The following is a 16,770-nucleotide window of genomic DNA, read 5'->3' on the forward strand; positions in this document are numbered from 1 at the left end:
AGAGATGATGAGTTTAGTAAATTTACCAATTATAGTTGAAGATGAGCTATTTTTATACCCATTTATGATTACGCCTATATTTTTAAGCGATGAGAAAAATATCAAAGCATTAGATCTAGCCATAAAAGACTCCACATCTGTAATGGTAGTCTGCTCCAAGCCATCAAAGGATGGAGAGAGGGATTTTGATAGTATATATGAATTTGGCGTAGTAGGCAATGTGATGAGACGGGTAGCTATGCCAGATGGTAGGGTAAAAATTCTATTTCAGGGATTAAATATCGGCAAGATAGTAATGCCTATAGATATAGACCCACTTACTGCTAAAGTACAAAGTGTAAATTTAGATGATTATGACATAAATAGAGTTAAGGCTAGTTTGGGTGTATTAAAAGAGAGTGTGAAAAACTTAAGCCTATTAAATCACTTTTTTCCACCAGATCTACTTCGTACTATTGATGATAGCAATGAGGCTAATAGGGTTTGTGATCTTGTATGTAGTGCCTTACATCTTAAAAAAGATATAGCGTATAAATTCTTTATAGAGATGAATTTAGAAAAGAAGATTTTAGATATTATAGAGTATGTAAATACTCAAATAGAGACAAACAAGCTCCAAAAAGAGATAAAAACCAAAGTTACTTCTAAAATCGATAGAGCCAATAAAGAGTATTTTTTAAAAGAGCAGTTAAAAGAGATTCAGCGTGAGCTAGGTATAGATTTAGACAAAGAAGCCCAAATAGCTCAATATAAAAATAGATTAAAAAGCAAACAAAAATTTATGAGCGAAGATGCTTATAAAGAGATTGATAAAAATATAACAAAACTAAGCAAACTCCACGCAGATAGCGCAGAATCTAGCATGACTACTAGCTATTTAGATTGGGTGCTTGATATTCCATTTGGCAATTTTAGCACTAAGAATTTAACAGTCAAAGATGTCCAAAAAGAGCTAGATAGCGATCACTTTGGATTAGAAAAGCCAAAAAGAAGAATTGTAGAGTATTTTGGGCTTAAAGAGCTTTTACATAGTAGGGGGCTTGAGGATAATAATGGAGCTATTTTGTGCTTTGTAGGACCTCCAGGGATTGGCAAAACTAGCTTAGCAAATTCAATCTCTAATGCCTTAAAGCGTGAGCTTGTGCGTATCGCACTTGGTGGATTAGAGGATGTAAATGAGCTAAGAGGTCATCGCCGAACATATATAGGAGCTATGCCAGGGCGAATTGTCCAAGGATTGATTGAAGCTAAGAGTATGAATCCTGTTGTGGTTTTAGATGAGATTGATAAGATTGCTAGATCTTATAAGGGCGATCCGACTGCTGTGTTGCTAGAGATATTAGACCCAGAGCAAAATAGCAAATTTCGTGATTACTACCTAAATTTTCATATAGATTTAAGCAAGGTGATATTTATAGCTACCGCAAATGACGCTAGTGCCATACCAGCACCACTTCGTGATAGAATGGAATTTATCTGGCTAAATAGCTATACTCCACAAGAGAAATTTGAGATAGCAAAGCGATATTTGTGGCCAAATGAGCTTAAAAAACATGGACTAAAAAGTAGCGAAGTAACAATCAAAAAAGATGCTTTAAATCTTTTAATTAGTGATTACACTAGAGAGAGCGGAGTAAGAAATTTGCGACATAGAATAGCTGATATATTAAGAAAATCAGCCTTAGAAATTCTAAATAACACAACTCAAAAAGTATCAATAACTACAAAAAATTTAGAAAACTATCTAGATAAAAAGGTATTTGAGATAGAGATTGTAGGCAATAAAAATGAGATTGGTATCGCAAATGGCTTAGCTTGGACGGCTGTTGGTGGAGATGTATTAAAGATAGAAGCCATAAAGATCAAAGGCAAAGGAGCTATGCAAATAACAGGTCAATTAGGCGATGTGATGAAAGAGTCTGCTACAATTGCTTTTAGCTTGGTTAAGAGCTTGATAGATAGAGGCGAGATTAAAATTCCTAAAAATTTAATCCAAAAAGACGATAAAGATAAAGAAAAAGCTGTATATGATAGTTATGACTTGCATATTCATGTCCCTGAAGGTGCCACGCCAAAAGATGGCCCAAGTGCTGGAATCACTATGACTACCGTGATTGCTTCTATTTTGAGCGATACGCCAATTTATAGCGATGTGGCTATGACTGGCGAGATCACGCTAAGTGGCAAGGTCTTGCCAATTGGAGGGTTAAAAGAGAAGTTGATAGCAGCTTATAAGGCTGGGGTTAAAAGAGCGATAATCCCTAGTAAAAATTATGATAGAGATCTAAAAGATATTCCACAGCAAGTCATTGATAATATGGATATTATCCCTGTAGATACGATTTTAGATGTGTTAAAGATCGCACTTGTAAAGTAGGTTATTTAAATTTATATCCCAAAATAGGGGTATAAATTTAAATAATAATTTTTCTTATTTAAAAAATATTATTTAAATTTATATATAATTTCAAAACAAACCAAATTTATTAAGAAGGAAAGAATATGGCAAAACAATTAAACACAGCTAGTGGAAATCCAATTAGCTCAAATCAATTTAGTATCACAGCTGGTGCTAGAGGGCCGGTGCTACTTCAAGATTATCAATTAATTGAGAAACTAGCATTTCAAAATAGAGAGAGAATTCCAGAAAGAACAGTCCATGCAAAGGGTAGTGGAGCTTATGGAGAATTAGAGATTACAGAAGATATATCTAAATATACAAAGGCTTCTGTTTTACAAAAAGGCGAAAAAACAAAATTATTTATCCGTTTTTCAACAGTTGCTGGAGAGGCTGGTGCAGCTGACGCTGAAAGAGATGTGCGTGGATTTGCTATCAAATTTTATACAAAAGAGGGCAACTGGGATCTAGTAGGAAATAACACTCCAACATTTTTTATAAAAGATGGTATGAAATTCCCAGACTTTATCCACTCACAAAAAAGAGATCCAAAAACTCATTTACGATCAAATAATGCCGCCTGGGATTTTTGGACTTTAAACCCTGAGACAATGCATCAAGTAATGATACTTATGAGCGATCGTGGAATTCCAGCTAGTTATCGCCATATGCATGGATTTGGCTCTCATACTTATAGCCTTATAAATGCTAAAGGTGAGAGATTTTGGGTTAAATTCCACTTTAAAACTCGCCAAGGTATAAAAAATTTAACAAACGAAGAAGCAGCAAAAATAGTCGCTAATGATAGAGAGAGCCACCAAAGAGATCTATATAATAGTATAGATAAAGGCGATTTTCCAAAATGGGATTTTAAAATACAAATTATGACCGAAGAACAAGCAAATAATTGCAAATTTAACCCATTTGATCTAACTAAAATTTGGCCTCATGCTGAGTATCCACTAATACCAGTTGGCGTGATGACTTTAAATAAAAATCCTGAAAACTACTTTAATGAAGTAGAACAAGCAGCATTTAGCCCAAGCAATATAGTTCCAGGTATTGGCTATAGCCCAGATAGAATGCTTCAAGCTAGAATTTTCAGCTATCCAGATGCTCAAAGATATAGAATAGGTGTGCATTATCAACAACTTAATGTAAATAAACCTATAGTAGATGTAAATAACTATTATGTTGGCGGATCTATGAATAATGGTAGCTATAAGCAAGAATCACACGCTTACTATGAGCCAAATAGTTTTGGTGGTCCAGTAGAGAGCGATAAATTCGCTGAGCCAGATCTAGCTATTGGTGATGTGGCACAAAGATTTAGTCATAGAGAGTATTATGCTGATTACTATACTGATGCAAGATCTCTATATAATATCCTTCCAGCTGATGAGAAAAATAGGCTTTATTCTAATATCGCAGCGAGTATGGAGGGGGTTAAAGATGAGATAATTCAAAGAGCTATTAATCACTTTAACCAAATTGACCCATCTTACGCTGATGGCGTAAAAGTAGCATTAGCTAAATAAAAAGCTCCCCATCTTGGGGAGATATTGTAAATTTAAGTATCACAAAGGTGCAATTTAAATTTGCAATAAGGATAGAAAGATGATAACTCCAGAAGAAGAAAAGCGATATGAAGAGCTATGTGGATATGCCTTTAACTTCGCTAGAAATAACGAAACAAATGAGCTTGAAAAGATGATAGATGCGGGACTTAGTCCAAATTTAAAAAATCATAAAGGCGATAGCTTGCTTATGCTAGCAGCATATAATGGATCATTAGAAACTACAAAAATGCTTATCCAAAAAGGTGCTAGAGTAGATGAGAGAAATGATAGAGGGCAAACTCCTCTTGCTGGTGTGTGCTTTAAAGGTAATCTTGAAATGACAAAGCTTTTAGTCGAAAATGGTGCCGATATAGATGCAAATAATGGAATGGGGCTTACTCCATATAGCTTTGCTGTGATGTTTAATAGACAAGAGATAGCCAAATATCTACTAAGCAAGAGTAAAAAGCGTGGATTTCTAAAGATAATTAGCTTAAAATTTCTTAATTTAATAGCTAAATTTAAAAGAGAAAAAGCTTAAAATTTGGAATTAAATTTGCTTGATATATCTAAATTTTAAAGGATAGATATGCAAGTAAATAACAATCTAAATAGCTACACTCAATATATATCTAAATCTCAATCAAATAGCGATTTTAGCGATATTTTAGAGCAGATGAGTTCTAATCTTACAGATGGTAGCAACTCATCAGATATAACTCAAAATTTTAAAGATAATATAATGCAATATGGCATTATGGCAACCATCACAATGATGAATAATGACAAAATCAAAGAGCAAATTGAGCGTAAAAGAGCTGAGCTATTAAAGGCTCTTGATATGCAAAATATGTCGCCAAAAGATAAGGCCGCAGCCTTAGCTAGTATAGAAGATACGCTAAGTAGATATAAAAAAGAGCTACAAGAAAATAATTATGGTTTTAAAACCCAAAATTTAAAAGATAACACGCTTAAAAAGCTTTTTACACTTTTATAATTTTATAAATACAAATTTGGAGTGAATCCACTCCAAATTTTAATCATAAAGCACGGTTGATAAATATCTTTCGCCAGTATCGCATAGGATTGTTACTATTGTTTTGCCTGGATTTGCTTTGGCTACTTGGCTAGCAGCGTATATATTTGCACCACTTGATATACCTACTAATAGACCCTCTTTTTGAGCTAGTGCTTTAGCTGTAGCGATGGCATCTTCATTTGATACTGTGATAAACTCATCTACAATATCTCTATTTAAATTTTTTGGTATGAAGTTTGCGCCTATACCTTGGATCATATGAGGGCCAGCTTCGCCTTTGCTTAAAAGTGGTGATTTAGCTGGTTCTACGGCGATGACTTTGATATTTGGATTTTTAGATTTTAGTATCTCACCAACTCCACTTACCGTTCCACCAGTGCCAAATCCAGCTACTATTATATCCACTTTGCCATCTGTATCATTCCAAATTTCAAGTGCTGTTGTCTTTTTATGCATCTCTGGGTTAGCTGGATTGTCAAATTGGCTTGGAATAAAGCTATTTGAAATCTCTTTTGATAGCCTTAAAGCTTCATCTACTGCACCTTGCATGCCATATTTTGGATCTGTTAATACAAGCTCAGCACCAAATGCTTTAAGTAGCTTTTGACGCTCGATACTCATTGAGCTTGGCATTGTCAAAATGATTTTTAACCCTCTCTCAGCTGCTATCATAGCTAGTCCTACGCCTGTGTTGCCACTTGTTGGCTCAATGATTGTTGTGCTTTTATCAATTTTATTAGTAGCAATTGCATTCTCAATCATATTTAACGCAATTCTATCTTTAACAGAGTGGCTAGGATTTAAAAATTCGCATTTAGCTAAGATAGTTGCTTCATTTCCAAATTTATTTATTTTTATAAGAGGAGTATTACCGATTAACTCACTTACACTATTTGCAATTTTCATATTTATTCCTTAGATTATGTAGTTTAGATATTTACCAGCTTGTTTTGAGTCTATTTTAATACTGCTTAGAGGCTGCATAAATAGCTCTTTTAATTTATTATTATACTCTTTGAAAAATATATCGTATGGGCTAATATTTAGCTCTATGCTTATTAGATTAAATTCATTTTCTAAGCTGTTAAATATATCATAAAGGGTAATTTCATCTATAGTTTTACTAAGATAGTACCCACCCTTAATACCTTTTATACTTCCTACTATACCATCTTTTCGTAAGCTATTTAGGAGTTGTTCTAAATAGTTTTTTGAGACATCAATGGCTGTGGAGATCTCTTTTAAGGAGACGGGATTGCTCCTATCTCCTTTTGATATTTCTAAGATCGCCATTAAGCCATATACGCCTTTGGTGGTAAGTAGGCTCATTTTAACGCTTCTTTTAGATCGTTTATTAAATCATCAGCGTTTTCTAGACCTATGCTTAGGCGGATTAGTCCTGGGCTAATACCAGTAGCTTCTAGCTCATCAACTGGAATTTGCTGATGAGTCGTGCTAGCTGGATGGGTTATTATAGATTTACTATCGCCTATATTTACTACTACGCTAAATATTTTAACACTATCAAGCACTTTTTTAGCTGTATCATAATCAGCCACTTCAAAGCTTAAAAGCCCACTAGCTAAACCATCTGTGAAATTTGCTTTGACATAATCATTTAGCTTTGAGCTTTTTAATCCTGGATAATTTACATATTTTACCTTTGGATGAGACTCTAAAAATTCAGCCACTTTAAGTGCATTTTTAGAGTGCTCTTTAACTCTTATGCTTAGAGTTTCTAAGCCTTGTATTAACTGCCAAGCATTAAACGCTGAAAGAGTAGCACCAATATCTCTTAACAAGCTTAGGCGAATTCTTAGCGTATATATATCAAAGGCTCCGACTAAATCAGCATATACTAATCCGTGATAGCTATCTTCAGCTACATTGAAGTGATTATATCTTTTATTTCCTATTAATTTTTTATTTAGTTGCTCACCAGCTACTATGGCACCAGCTACGCTAATACCTTGACCGCTTATATATTTACTAGCACTATGAACTACTACATCTACGCCTTTATTTATTGGATTAAATAAAATTGGAGTAGCAACAGTGTTATCGGCTACTGTTACAATGCCATATTTATTTGCTATTTCAACGATTTTTTCTACATTTGCAATGGCAATTTGTGGATTTGATAGAGTTTCAAAAAATATAGCCTTAGTATTATCATCTATCAATGCCTCTAAATCATCAGCACTATCAGAATCAAATATTTTAGCCTTTATACCAAATCTTTTTATAGTATGAGTTAGAAGTGTTGTAGCACCGCCATAAATTTTCTTAGCAACTATTATATTATCACCAGCTTCAGCTAAATTTGCAATCGCAAAGAATATCGCAGCTTGACCACTTGAGGTGCTGATGGCTGCTTTGCCATTTTCAAGTGCTGCTATACGAGATTCAAATATATCAAGTGTTGGATTAGTAAGACGAGAATAGATAGGCCCTAGCTCTTTTAATGCAAATCTATTTGCAGCAGTTTCAGCTGTGCCAAAGTCATAAGCCGTGCTTTGATATATAGGCACTGACATAGCTCCTGTGCCAACCTTTGTATCATAACCATAATGGGTTGCTAAAGTTTCCTTTTGCATTTTATCTCCTTCTAATCAAAATTAATAACCGAATTGTATCAAAAAATTTTAACAATGTCAAGTAAATCAATAATATATCTATATTTTATTAAATTTATCTAATTATTATTGGTAAAAACGGATATTTTAATTATATAGTAGATTTATATTTATTTTAAATATATTATTTTATTTGATTATTAATTTTTCAAATTTATTTTTTTTTTTTTCAATTGGGGTATAATTTGGCGAAAATTTTAAAATTTTAGGAGAATTGATGAAATTTTGTAAAAGATGCGTTATGCCAGATACTAAGCCAAATTTGTATTTTGATGAAGAGGGAGTATGCGATGCGTGTAGATCTCAAGAGAGAAAGAATTTAGATATTGATTGGAATGGTAGAAAGGCTGAGTTTTTAGAGATTATCAAAAAGCATAAAAAACATCCAATATATGATTGTGTAATTGGTGTAAGTGGAGGTAAGGACTCTCACTTTCAGGTATTAACAATGCTAAATTTAGGGTTAAATCCGCTTTGTGTATGCTTTGAGCCTACTATCCCAACTAAAGTAGGTCGCAAAAATCTAAAAAATTTAAATAGACTTGGAATTGATATTATCCATATAAAAAGAGATCCAAATGTCTATAAAAAACTAGCCAAAGCAGCATTTAAAAGGACTGGGGATAATGAGTGGCAAAACCATCTTGGGATCTTTTCATGCGTGCCACGAATTGCTGTAAATTTTGGAATTCCTCTAATAATTTGGGGCGAAAGTCCGCAATTAGAGTATGGTGGCCCAGCCTCATCAAAGGATAATAATATCTTAGATAAATCTTGGCTACATAGATTTGGTGGGCTTTTGGGTTGTAGTATAGAGGATATGATAGGTGTAGATGGACTTACTAAAGAAGATTTGTATTTTTACACATATCCAAGCGATGAGGAGCTAAAAAGAGTAAATGTAACTGGGCTATTTTTAGGCTATTATGTGAAGTGGGATTATAAAGAGAACTTAAGAATTGCAAAAGAGAATGGCTTTAGCTGCTCTGATCGCCCTGTTGAGACTACATATGAGAATTTTGAGAATTTAGATTGCTACTCAAACCATCTACATGATTATATAAAATATTGTAAATACGGCTTTGGAAGGGCTACTGATAATGCTTGTATGGATATTAGACTAGGATATATAGATAGAGAGCAGGGCGTAAGGCTAGTAAATAAATATGATGGTAAGCCGCCTAAAAAAGCTATTAAAAAGTATCTTGAATATAGTGGATTTAGTGCTGATGAATTTTGGGAAATTGTAGATTCATTTACCAATAAAGATATTTTTAAATGTGATGAAAATGGCAAATTTTTACGCGATATAGATGGCTCACTAATTCGCAAAGATGGCACAATCTTAAAATAAACCATATAAATTTGGAGCAATTCTAGCTCCAAATATTTTAAATTTAAGATAAATCAAATATACAAAATATCAAATCTTAAGCATATTTTGGCTAAAATACTCCATTTTATTTAAGGGAGTAAAAATGAAGGCAAAAGATGTCAAAAAGGTAGTTTTGGCCTATAGTGGCGGACTTGATACTAGTATAATTTTAAAATGGCTACAAGATGAGTATAAGTGCGAGGTTGTCACATTCACAGCTGATATTGGTCAAGGTGAAGAGGTAGAACCAGCTCGCGCAAAGGCTATTAGCCTTGGTATAAAACCTGAAAATATTTTTATCGAAGATTTAAAAGAGGAATTTGTAAGAGATTTCGTATTTCCTATGTTTAGAGCCAATGCTATATACGAAGGCGAGTATCTACTAGGCACATCTATTGCTAGACCTTTAATAGCAAAAAGACTTGTTGAGATAGCGGCAAAGACTGGGGCTGATTGCATTAGTCATGGCGCTACAGGCAAGGGGAATGATCAAGTAAGATTTGAGATAGGGGCTTACGCTCTAAATCCAAATATCAAAGTTATAGCACCTTGGAGAGAGTGGGATTTAGATAGTCGTGAAAAGCTTTTAGCATATGCTTCAAAGCACGGAATAGATATAAGCAAGAAAAAAGGCAAATCCCCATACTCAATGGATGCAAATTTACTTCATATCTCATATGAAGGATTGATTTTAGAAGATCCAAATAACGCTCCAGAAGATGATATGTGGCGTTGGACAACAAGCCCAAAAGATGCTCCAAATGAAAGCGAAATCATAGAAATCACATATAAAAATGGCGACCCAGTAGCATTAAATGGCAAGGAGTTAAAAGCTAGTAAGATGCTTGAAGAGCTAAATAGACTTGGGGCAAAGCATGGAGTTGGCAGACTTGATATAGTTGAAAATCGCTATGTAGGTATGAAGAGTCGTGGATGCTATGAGACTCCAGGAGGCACAATAATGCTAAAAGCACATAGAGCCATTGAGAGTATAACTCTAGATAGAGAAGCAGCTCATTTAAAAGATGAATTAATGCCAAGATATGCAAAATTAATCTATAATGGATATTGGTTCTCTCCAGAAAGAAAGATGCTACAAGCCGCAATCGATGAGAGTCAAAAACATGTAAATGGTATAGTAAGAGTGGAATTATATAAAGGCAATGTGATAATAATTGGTAGAGATAGTAAGAGTGATAATCTATTTAACGAGGCTTATTGCACATTTGAAGAAGATAGCGTATATGACCAAAAAGACGCAAATGGCTTTATCAAATTAAATGCTCTTCGCTTTATCATCGCTGGTAAAAATGGTAGAAAAATTGATTAATAAAGTTTTACTAAGCCATGAAGTATAAGTTAGATTATAAAGATAATTTTCGAAGCTCTATGCTATTTTGGCTTAGTAGATATGTAAAATATAAGTTAAATTCCCTATCAAACAAAGAGCTAAAAGATCCAAAAGCCCTAGCTAGTGTAAATTTTGCTTTAACTAAAGGTGTGAAGGATATTGAAGAGCTAGATGGCTTAGCTAAGGTTGCTAGAAATGCTGGTTTGACTGGGATAAACACATATTTTAACCCCCTTAAAAAGATATATGAGACTCTAAATTATTATGATCTTGAGAGTCTCTCTCAGATAGATGAAGAGCTATTAAGCGAAGTATTAGCTAGTGCTACTGGCTCACTAAGCGATGCAAGTAAGAAAAATTATAGGATAGCAGTTATCAATTTTTTTAGTTATCTAAGTAAGCAAAATGAAGAGAATGGCAAATCTCATATCTTTGATATCGAGCTTAAAAATTGGGGTGGTATCAGCGGAAAGCAAGGGGCTAAACTACCTGAATTTATGGGCGAAGACGAGGTAAAAAAATTTATAGCCGCTATCGATACGGCTGAATTTAAGAGTAATACGCATAGAAATAGACTTATTATAAAGATTATTGTTTTTACTGGAATTAGAGTTAGTGAAGCAATAAATTTAAAACGAAAAGATATTAGCCAAGAAGGGGATTTATATATTATTAGGATACGAGGCAAAGGCAATAAATATAGAGTTGTGATGGTAAAAAAGCATTTGATTGATACGCATTTAGATGCTATAGCTATTAATTATATAAATCAAGATGGCTATATATTTGTCAATCGCAATGGCGGAAAGCTAACTCAAGCTTATGTAAGTCGGATTGTAGAGCAAATTTTATTTCAAGCTGGTATTAGAAAAGGCAAAAATGGTGCTCATATGCTTAGACATACATTTGCTACAATGCTATATAAAAAGCAAAAAGACCTAGTCTTAGTCCAAGAAGCTTTAGGTCATGCTAGTCTTGATACTTCTAGAATTTATACACATTTTGATAGCGATAAACTAAAGCTAGCCGCAAAGGTAGCTGAAGAGCTAAATGATTAGTGATGGAGAAATATGTACGAGGTTGATTTTAGGCTATTTTATACCTGTGTTGTGCTTATTACTATTGGTATGATATTTTCGCTATCGCTACCAGCTTTTACCGTGCTTTATTATGATTTTTCTAGTTATCACTTTTTTATTAGGCAGTTTTTGGTGGGGGTTGTTGGAATTTTTATTATGTGGAAGCTTTCGCAAATTGACCCAGATAAGAGATGGATCGGCTCACTTACATCTTTTGAAGTGATAGGATTTACGCTATTTTTTGGCTCATTTTTAGCAATGATTATAATGCAGTTTTTGCCAACTTCGCTTGTGCCTATTACTGGCGGGGCTAAGCGTTGGATAAGATTTGGCCCTATCTCTTTATCTCCTGTGGAGTTTTTTAAAATTGGCTTTGTGTTTTTTTTAGCTTGGAGCTTTTCAAGAAAGCTAGATCACAATAAAAAGCGGCTAAAAGATGAATTTATGTTACTTTTTCCATATTTTATTATTTTTGCTATTGCTGTATTTTTGATTGCGATTTTACAAAAAGATTTAGGTCAAGTGGTGGTTTTAGCACTAACTTTGATAGTCTTAGCTACATTTGCTGGTACTAGTAAGAGATTTTTTGGTTTATTTGGTCTTGCTGGGGTAATTTTAGTCTTTTTTGCTATTATAACTCAGGAGCATAGGATTAGGAGATTTCAGTCTTGGTGGGTTACAAATCAAGATTTTGTATTGTCATTTTTACCAGCTAGTATGGCTGATATTTTACGGATAAGTGGAGCAGAGGAGCCATATCAGATAGGCCACTCGCTAAATGCTATATATCATGGTGGATTTTTTGGTGTGGGGCTTGGAAATGGGACATTTAAGCTTGGATTTTTAAGCGAAGTTCATACAGATTTTGTATTAGCTGGAATCGCTGAAGAGCTTGGATTTATCGGTATTTTTGGTATTACTTTGATAATGATATTTGCAATTTATAGGATACTTAAAATTTCATCAAGAAATAAAAATAGAGTTTATCATCTATTTAGTTTAGGGGTTGGGACGATTATTACGATGGCGTTTTTAATCAACTCATATGGTATTACATCAATTACGCCTATTAAAGGGATTGCGGTTCCTTTTTTGAGTTATGGGGGTAGCTCTATTTTAGCACTTTGTGTAGGAGTTGGAATGGTGCTTATGGTTAGTAAGAAAGCAGATCTATCATGATAGCAATTACAGGTGGCGGGACTGGTGGACATTTAGCTATTGCTAAAGCGTTTGCTAATGAGCTAAATTCGCGTGGCATTAAGACGATATTTATAGGCTCAAGTAGCGGACAAGATAGAATGTGGTTTGAAAATAGTGATATATTTGATGCTACATACTTTTTAAATAGCAGTGGTGTGGTAAATAAGCGAGGTTTGGGTAGATTAAAATCTTTAATTAATATACTAAGTCTATCTTTTAAATGTAAGCAAATTTTTAGTACTCATGGGGTTAGCTTAGTTATTAGCGTGGGTGGATATAGTGCAGCTCCAGCGGCATTTGGTGCTATTATGTGGGGTAAAAAGTTATATATTCACGAGCAAAATGCTGTGATTGGTAGGTTAAATTTAATCCTTAAGCCATTTGCTAAGGGGTTTTTTAGCTCATATTTTGAGCCAAAATTTAGCTATCCTGTTGATGAGAAATTTTTTAAAACAAGAAGAGTTCGAGAAAATTTAAAGACAATTTTATTTCTTGGTGGCTCACAAGGGGCGAATTTTATCAACTCATTAGCTGTAAATTTGGCTAAAGATTTAGATAAAAATGGGGTTAAAATTATCCATCAATGCGGTCAAAAAGAGTATGAGATAATTTGTAAAAAATATGAAGAAATTGGCGTAAAAGCTGAAGTTTTCCCTTTTAGTAAAGATATTGAGCTTTTTATGAATAGAGCTGATTTTTGCATTAGTAGGGCTGGAGCTAGCACTATTTGGGAGCTTTGTGCAAATGGCTTACCTACACTTTTTATACCATTTCCGCACGCTGCAAATAACCATCAATTCCATAATGCTAAATTTTTACAAGACCAAGACGCTGGAATGATAATAGAGCAAAATAAGATAGATAAAGATAGTTTAATAAATATAATTTATAGCATAAATTTAAAAAATATATCGCAAAAATTAATATCTTTAATAGATAAAGATGGTGCAAAAACCATTATTAACTCAATTTTAAAATAGTAAAAAGATAGTGAATTTATGGCTATTTATACTAAATTTAAAGTCAAAACTATATAAATTTAGTATAAAATGGCTTGTTTTTGCGTAAAAATAGGCTAAACTCTTGAATTTAGCGGTAAAATAGTGTAGAATTATATTGCAAATTTCCACATAAGGATTAACAATGACAAAATCAGAATTTGTAGGCCTAGTAGCTAATAAAGCTAGCTTGACAAAAAAAGACGCAGAAGCTGCACTTGATGGTGTGCTTGAAGCAATTAGCGAAGTGCTAACAAAAGGCGATAGTGTTACTTTTGTCGGTTTTGGTACTTTTAGCGTAACTGAAAGAGCAGCCAGAACGGCTAAAGTTCCAAGCACTGGTAAAGAAGTTAAAGTTCCAGCTAAAAAAGTTGTTAAATTTAAAGTTGGTAAAAACTTTAAAGATGCAGTTGCTAACTGCAAATCTTGCAAGAAAAAATAATCCCTTGCCCTCTTCAAATGAAGAGGGAGCTATCTCTACTATATAAAATATATAAATTAAAATCAAAATTCAGCCAAATTTAGCTAAAATAACTCCTATGAGAGTAGATAAATTTTTAAATACAGTAAATATCACTAAACGCCGTGCAATTAGCGAAGATATGTGTAAAAGTGGCGTAGTAAGCATAAATGGAGTTGTAGCTAAGCCTAGTAAAGAGGTAAAAATCAGCGATAAGATTACGATTAAATTCCTAGTTAAAGAGATTAGCTATGAAGTATTAGCTATCCCAACGACCAAATCAATCCCAAAAAGCGAGCAAAGTAGCTATGTCAAAGAGATTTAAACTTGGTTTAAATGAGCTTAATAGCCTTGTAAAAGAGCTACCAAATAGCGGAATTATCGCTCTTAGGGGAAATTTAGCTAGTGGTAAAACTACACTTAGCAAGGCAATTATAAATAGTTCAAATTTAGTTACTTCGCCAACTTTTAGCATAATGCAAGAGTATGATGGAGTGTATCACTATGATATATATAGCGGTGGCTTTAAAGCATTAAAACAAAATGGATTATATGAGAATTTATATGAAGATGGACTTCATATAATTGAGTGGGCAGATGATGAGCTACTTGAGTTTGCTAAGACAAATGGGCTTGATGTGTGTATTGTGGATATTGAAATTTGCGGTGATGAGAGAATTTATGAGGTGAGTTATGCATAGCTTAGAGGTTAGAAATTTAAAGAAAAATATTAAAAAAACCAATATCATAAATGGGGTTTCGCTTGAGATTAAAAGCGGTGAAGTAGTGGGGCTCTTAGGGCCAAATGGAGCTGGTAAGACCACTACATTTTATATGATTTGTGGGCTTATTTTGCCTAGTAGTGGCGAGATTTTACTTGATGGAAATGATATTACGGCCAATCCTTTACATAAAAGAGCGATGCAAGGAATTGGATATTTACCTCAAGAAAGCAGTATTTTTAAAGATTTAACAGTAGAAGAAAATCTCATTTTAGCAGCACAAATTCTATATAAAGATGGTAAGATCATAGATCAAAAAGTAGATGAGATGCTAAATTTATTAAATATTGAACCTATTAGGACTAGAAAAGGGCTTAGTCTAAGTGGTGGAGAGAGGCGTAGATGTGAGATTGCTAGAAGCTTGATGATAATGCCAAAATTCTTACTACTTGATGAGCCATTTGCTGGGGTAGATCCGATTGCTGTGGCTGATATTCAAAGTATTATAAATGATCTTAAAAAATTAAATATTGGAATTTTAATCACAGATCACAATGTGCGAGAGACTTTGGCGATCTGTGATAGGGCTTATGTGATTAAAAGTGGAACTTTGCTAGCTAGTGGAAGCGCAAAAGATGTAGCCAATAATAATTTGGTTAGAACTCACTATCTTGGCGAAGAGTTTAAATTGCTAGACTAATGAAACTCTCTCAAAAGCTCACCGCTAAAACTAAATTAAATCAAACTCTTCGCAGCTGGTTGCCTATTTTACAAGCTTCTGGTGATGAGCTAAAGGAGACTTTAGAGCCATTTTTAGAAAAAAACCCATTTGCTCAGCTAGAGCCAAATCCAAAAAGTAGATCTATTAATTTTTATAACGATCTATATAAAACTAGCATAAGTGATGCGATAGAATCAAACATAATTTATAAAGAGAGCCTTTATGAAAAGCTATATAATCAAATCGATGATAGATTGTTTCCTTCTCAAAAGTCCAAAGAGATAGCAAATTTGATTATTGAGTCTATTAGTGATGAGGGCTATTTTGAGTGGAGTGATGAGAAATTTGCTAATTTTAGCAAGGAGGAAGTTGAGAGAGTTCGTGCTAGATTTGCCTATTTAGAGCCTATTGGAGTTGGGGCTGTGGATTATAAGGAGAGTTTTATATTTCAGCTTAATGATCTATGCGATGATGATGAGATATATAGGCTTTGTGTTGAGATTATAGAAAATTTTGAAAATATCAGTAAATTTACAAAACGCAAAAATTATGACGCCGCTATGAGTATAATAAAAAAATTCAAAAACCCCCCGGCAATAGAGTATATGGATAGTGATATATTAGTTATTCCTGATATTTTTGTTTATGATAATGATGGTGCGATAGAGGTGGCTGTAAATGATGAATTTTATCCACATATTAATATTGATATAGATGGAGTTGATGAAAAAAGCGAGTTTGTATCTAGTAAAATCAAAGAGGCAAAGGATCTAATCGATGCATTAGAGATGCGTAAATCCACGCTTTATAAGATTGGTTTAATGATAATAGAATATCAATATGACTACTTCTTTGGTGGAGATATAAAGCCTATGAAGCTAAAAGATATCGCTGATGATTTAGGCAGAAATCCATCTACTATTAGCCGTGCGATACAAAATAAATTTCTAAGCTCCAAACGAGGAATTGTCCCACTAAAAAATTTCTTTACAGCAGCAGCGGCAAAAGAGGTATCAAATGCCGCTATTAAGGAGTTTTTGCTAAACTTAATTAAGAATGAAAATAGATTAAAGCCTTTAAGCGATGAGGCGATTTTGGCTATGATTGAGAGTGAATTTGATATAAAATTAGTCCGCAGAACTATAACCAAATATCGTAAAATGCTAAATATTGCTAGCTCAAGTGAGCGTAAAAAATTATACGCAATTCAAGGCTAATTAAAGAGTAATTAA

Annotated in this window: 17 protein-coding genes; 14 read left to right on the top strand and 3 right to left on the bottom strand. The window is 33.7% G+C overall.

Annotated elements, in window-relative coordinates; genetic code table 11:
• Positions 1 to 7 precede the first annotated feature (7 nt).
• From lon to CSUIS_RS04125, 4 genes are all read left to right on the top strand, one after another.
• The gene (lon, locus tag CSUIS_RS04110) at positions 8 to 2,377 is read left to right on the top strand and encodes an endopeptidase La (RefSeq protein WP_236860794.1); all 2,370 of its coding nucleotides are present in this window, start codon (positions 8 to 10) and stop codon (positions 2,375 to 2,377) included.
• Positions 2,378 to 2,502: 125 nt separating this feature from the next.
• Positions 2,503 to 3,936, top strand: coding sequence for a catalase (locus CSUIS_RS04115; protein ID WP_086297305.1), 1,434 nt, complete (start codon positions 2,503 to 2,505; stop codon positions 3,934 to 3,936).
• A gap of 79 nt (positions 3,937 to 4,015) precedes the next feature.
• Positions 4,016 to 4,498: an ankyrin repeat domain-containing protein gene (locus tag CSUIS_RS04120; protein WP_086242113.1), complete on the top strand. Its 483-nt coding sequence runs from the start codon at positions 4,016 to 4,018 to the stop codon at positions 4,496 to 4,498.
• A 48-nt stretch (positions 4,499 to 4,546) separates the two neighbouring features.
• Positions 4,547 to 4,954, top strand: a complete 408-nt coding sequence (locus tag CSUIS_RS04125) for a hypothetical protein (RefSeq protein ID WP_086236723.1) — start codon at positions 4,547 to 4,549, stop codon at positions 4,952 to 4,954.
• Positions 4,955 to 4,993: 39 nt separating this feature from the next.
• Here CSUIS_RS04125 and cysK read toward each other — a convergent pair whose 3' ends face one another.
• Genes cysK through CSUIS_RS04140 form a run of 3 tightly spaced genes read right to left on the bottom strand, consistent with a single transcriptional unit; the run spans position 4,994 to position 7,593 of the window.
• Positions 4,994 to 5,902, bottom strand: a complete 909-nt coding sequence (gene cysK, locus CSUIS_RS04130; protein WP_086297307.1) for a cysteine synthase A — start codon at positions 5,900 to 5,902, stop codon at positions 4,994 to 4,996.
• A gap of 9 nt (positions 5,903 to 5,911) precedes the next feature.
• A complete protein-coding gene (locus CSUIS_RS04135) occupies positions 5,912 to 6,325 on the bottom strand; it encodes an RrF2 family transcriptional regulator (RefSeq protein WP_086236721.1) in 414 nt (137 codons plus the stop codon).
• Complete coding sequence (locus tag CSUIS_RS04140) at positions 6,322 to 7,593, bottom strand: O-acetylhomoserine aminocarboxypropyltransferase/cysteine synthase family protein (protein WP_086297309.1); 1,272 nt, start codon at positions 7,591 to 7,593, stop codon at positions 6,322 to 6,324. The genes CSUIS_RS04135 and CSUIS_RS04140 overlap by 4 nt, the downstream gene beginning before the upstream one ends.
• A gap of 256 nt (positions 7,594 to 7,849) precedes the next feature.
• Between CSUIS_RS04140 and pseA the strand changes: the two genes are divergently transcribed.
• The 10 genes from pseA to CSUIS_RS04190 all read left to right on the top strand — a co-directional run bounded on the left by pseA (position 7,850) and on the right by CSUIS_RS04190 (position 16,755).
• The gene (gene pseA / locus CSUIS_RS04145; protein WP_086297311.1) at positions 7,850 to 8,986 is read left to right on the top strand and encodes a pseudaminic acid biosynthesis protein PseA; all 1,137 of its coding nucleotides are present in this window, start codon (positions 7,850 to 7,852) and stop codon (positions 8,984 to 8,986) included.
• 124 nt (positions 8,987 to 9,110) lie between these two features.
• Positions 9,111 to 10,337, top strand: coding sequence for an argininosuccinate synthase (locus CSUIS_RS04150; RefSeq protein WP_086242110.1), 1,227 nt, complete (start codon positions 9,111 to 9,113; stop codon positions 10,335 to 10,337).
• Positions 10,338 to 10,354: 17 nt separating this feature from the next.
• The gene (locus tag CSUIS_RS04155; RefSeq protein ID WP_086297314.1) at positions 10,355 to 11,416 is read left to right on the top strand and encodes a tyrosine-type recombinase/integrase; all 1,062 of its coding nucleotides are present in this window, start codon (positions 10,355 to 10,357) and stop codon (positions 11,414 to 11,416) included.
• 12 nt (positions 11,417 to 11,428) lie between these two features.
• On the top strand, positions 11,429 to 12,616 hold the full coding sequence (locus CSUIS_RS04160; protein ID WP_086297316.1) for an FtsW/RodA/SpoVE family cell cycle protein: 1,188 nt from the start codon (positions 11,429 to 11,431) through the stop codon (positions 12,614 to 12,616).
• Positions 12,613 to 13,617, top strand: coding sequence for an undecaprenyldiphospho-muramoylpentapeptide beta-N-acetylglucosaminyltransferase (gene murG, locus CSUIS_RS04165; RefSeq protein ID WP_086242108.1), 1,005 nt, complete (start codon positions 12,613 to 12,615; stop codon positions 13,615 to 13,617). The genes CSUIS_RS04160 and murG overlap by 4 nt, the downstream gene beginning before the upstream one ends.
• A 163-nt stretch (positions 13,618 to 13,780) precedes the next feature.
• Positions 13,781 to 14,077, top strand: a complete 297-nt coding sequence (locus CSUIS_RS04170; protein ID WP_086242107.1) for an HU family DNA-binding protein — start codon at positions 13,781 to 13,783, stop codon at positions 14,075 to 14,077.
• 97 nt (positions 14,078 to 14,174) lie between these two features.
• Positions 14,175 to 14,420 (top strand): RNA-binding S4 domain-containing protein, encoded by a 246-nt coding sequence (locus CSUIS_RS04175; RefSeq protein ID WP_086236713.1) that lies wholly within the window; start codon positions 14,175 to 14,177, stop codon positions 14,418 to 14,420.
• Positions 14,404 to 14,796, top strand: a complete 393-nt coding sequence (gene tsaE, locus CSUIS_RS04180) for a tRNA (adenosine(37)-N6)-threonylcarbamoyltransferase complex ATPase subunit type 1 TsaE (protein WP_086297319.1) — start codon at positions 14,404 to 14,406, stop codon at positions 14,794 to 14,796. Before CSUIS_RS04175 ends, tsaE begins: the two co-directional genes overlap by 17 nt.
• Positions 14,789 to 15,517: an LPS export ABC transporter ATP-binding protein gene (gene lptB, locus CSUIS_RS04185; protein ID WP_086236711.1), complete on the top strand. Its 729-nt coding sequence runs from the start codon at positions 14,789 to 14,791 to the stop codon at positions 15,515 to 15,517. The genes tsaE and lptB overlap by 8 nt, the downstream gene beginning before the upstream one ends.
• Positions 15,517 to 16,755: an RNA polymerase factor sigma-54 gene (locus CSUIS_RS04190; protein WP_086297321.1), complete on the top strand. Its 1,239-nt coding sequence runs from the start codon at positions 15,517 to 15,519 to the stop codon at positions 16,753 to 16,755. Before lptB ends, CSUIS_RS04190 begins: the two co-directional genes overlap by 1 nt.
• Positions 16,756 to 16,770: the final 15 nt, after the last annotated feature.

Origin of the sequence: Campylobacter porcelli, assembly GCF_002139855.1 — a bacterium.
Lineage (GTDB): Bacteria > Campylobacterota > Campylobacteria > Campylobacterales > Campylobacteraceae > Campylobacter > Campylobacter porcelli.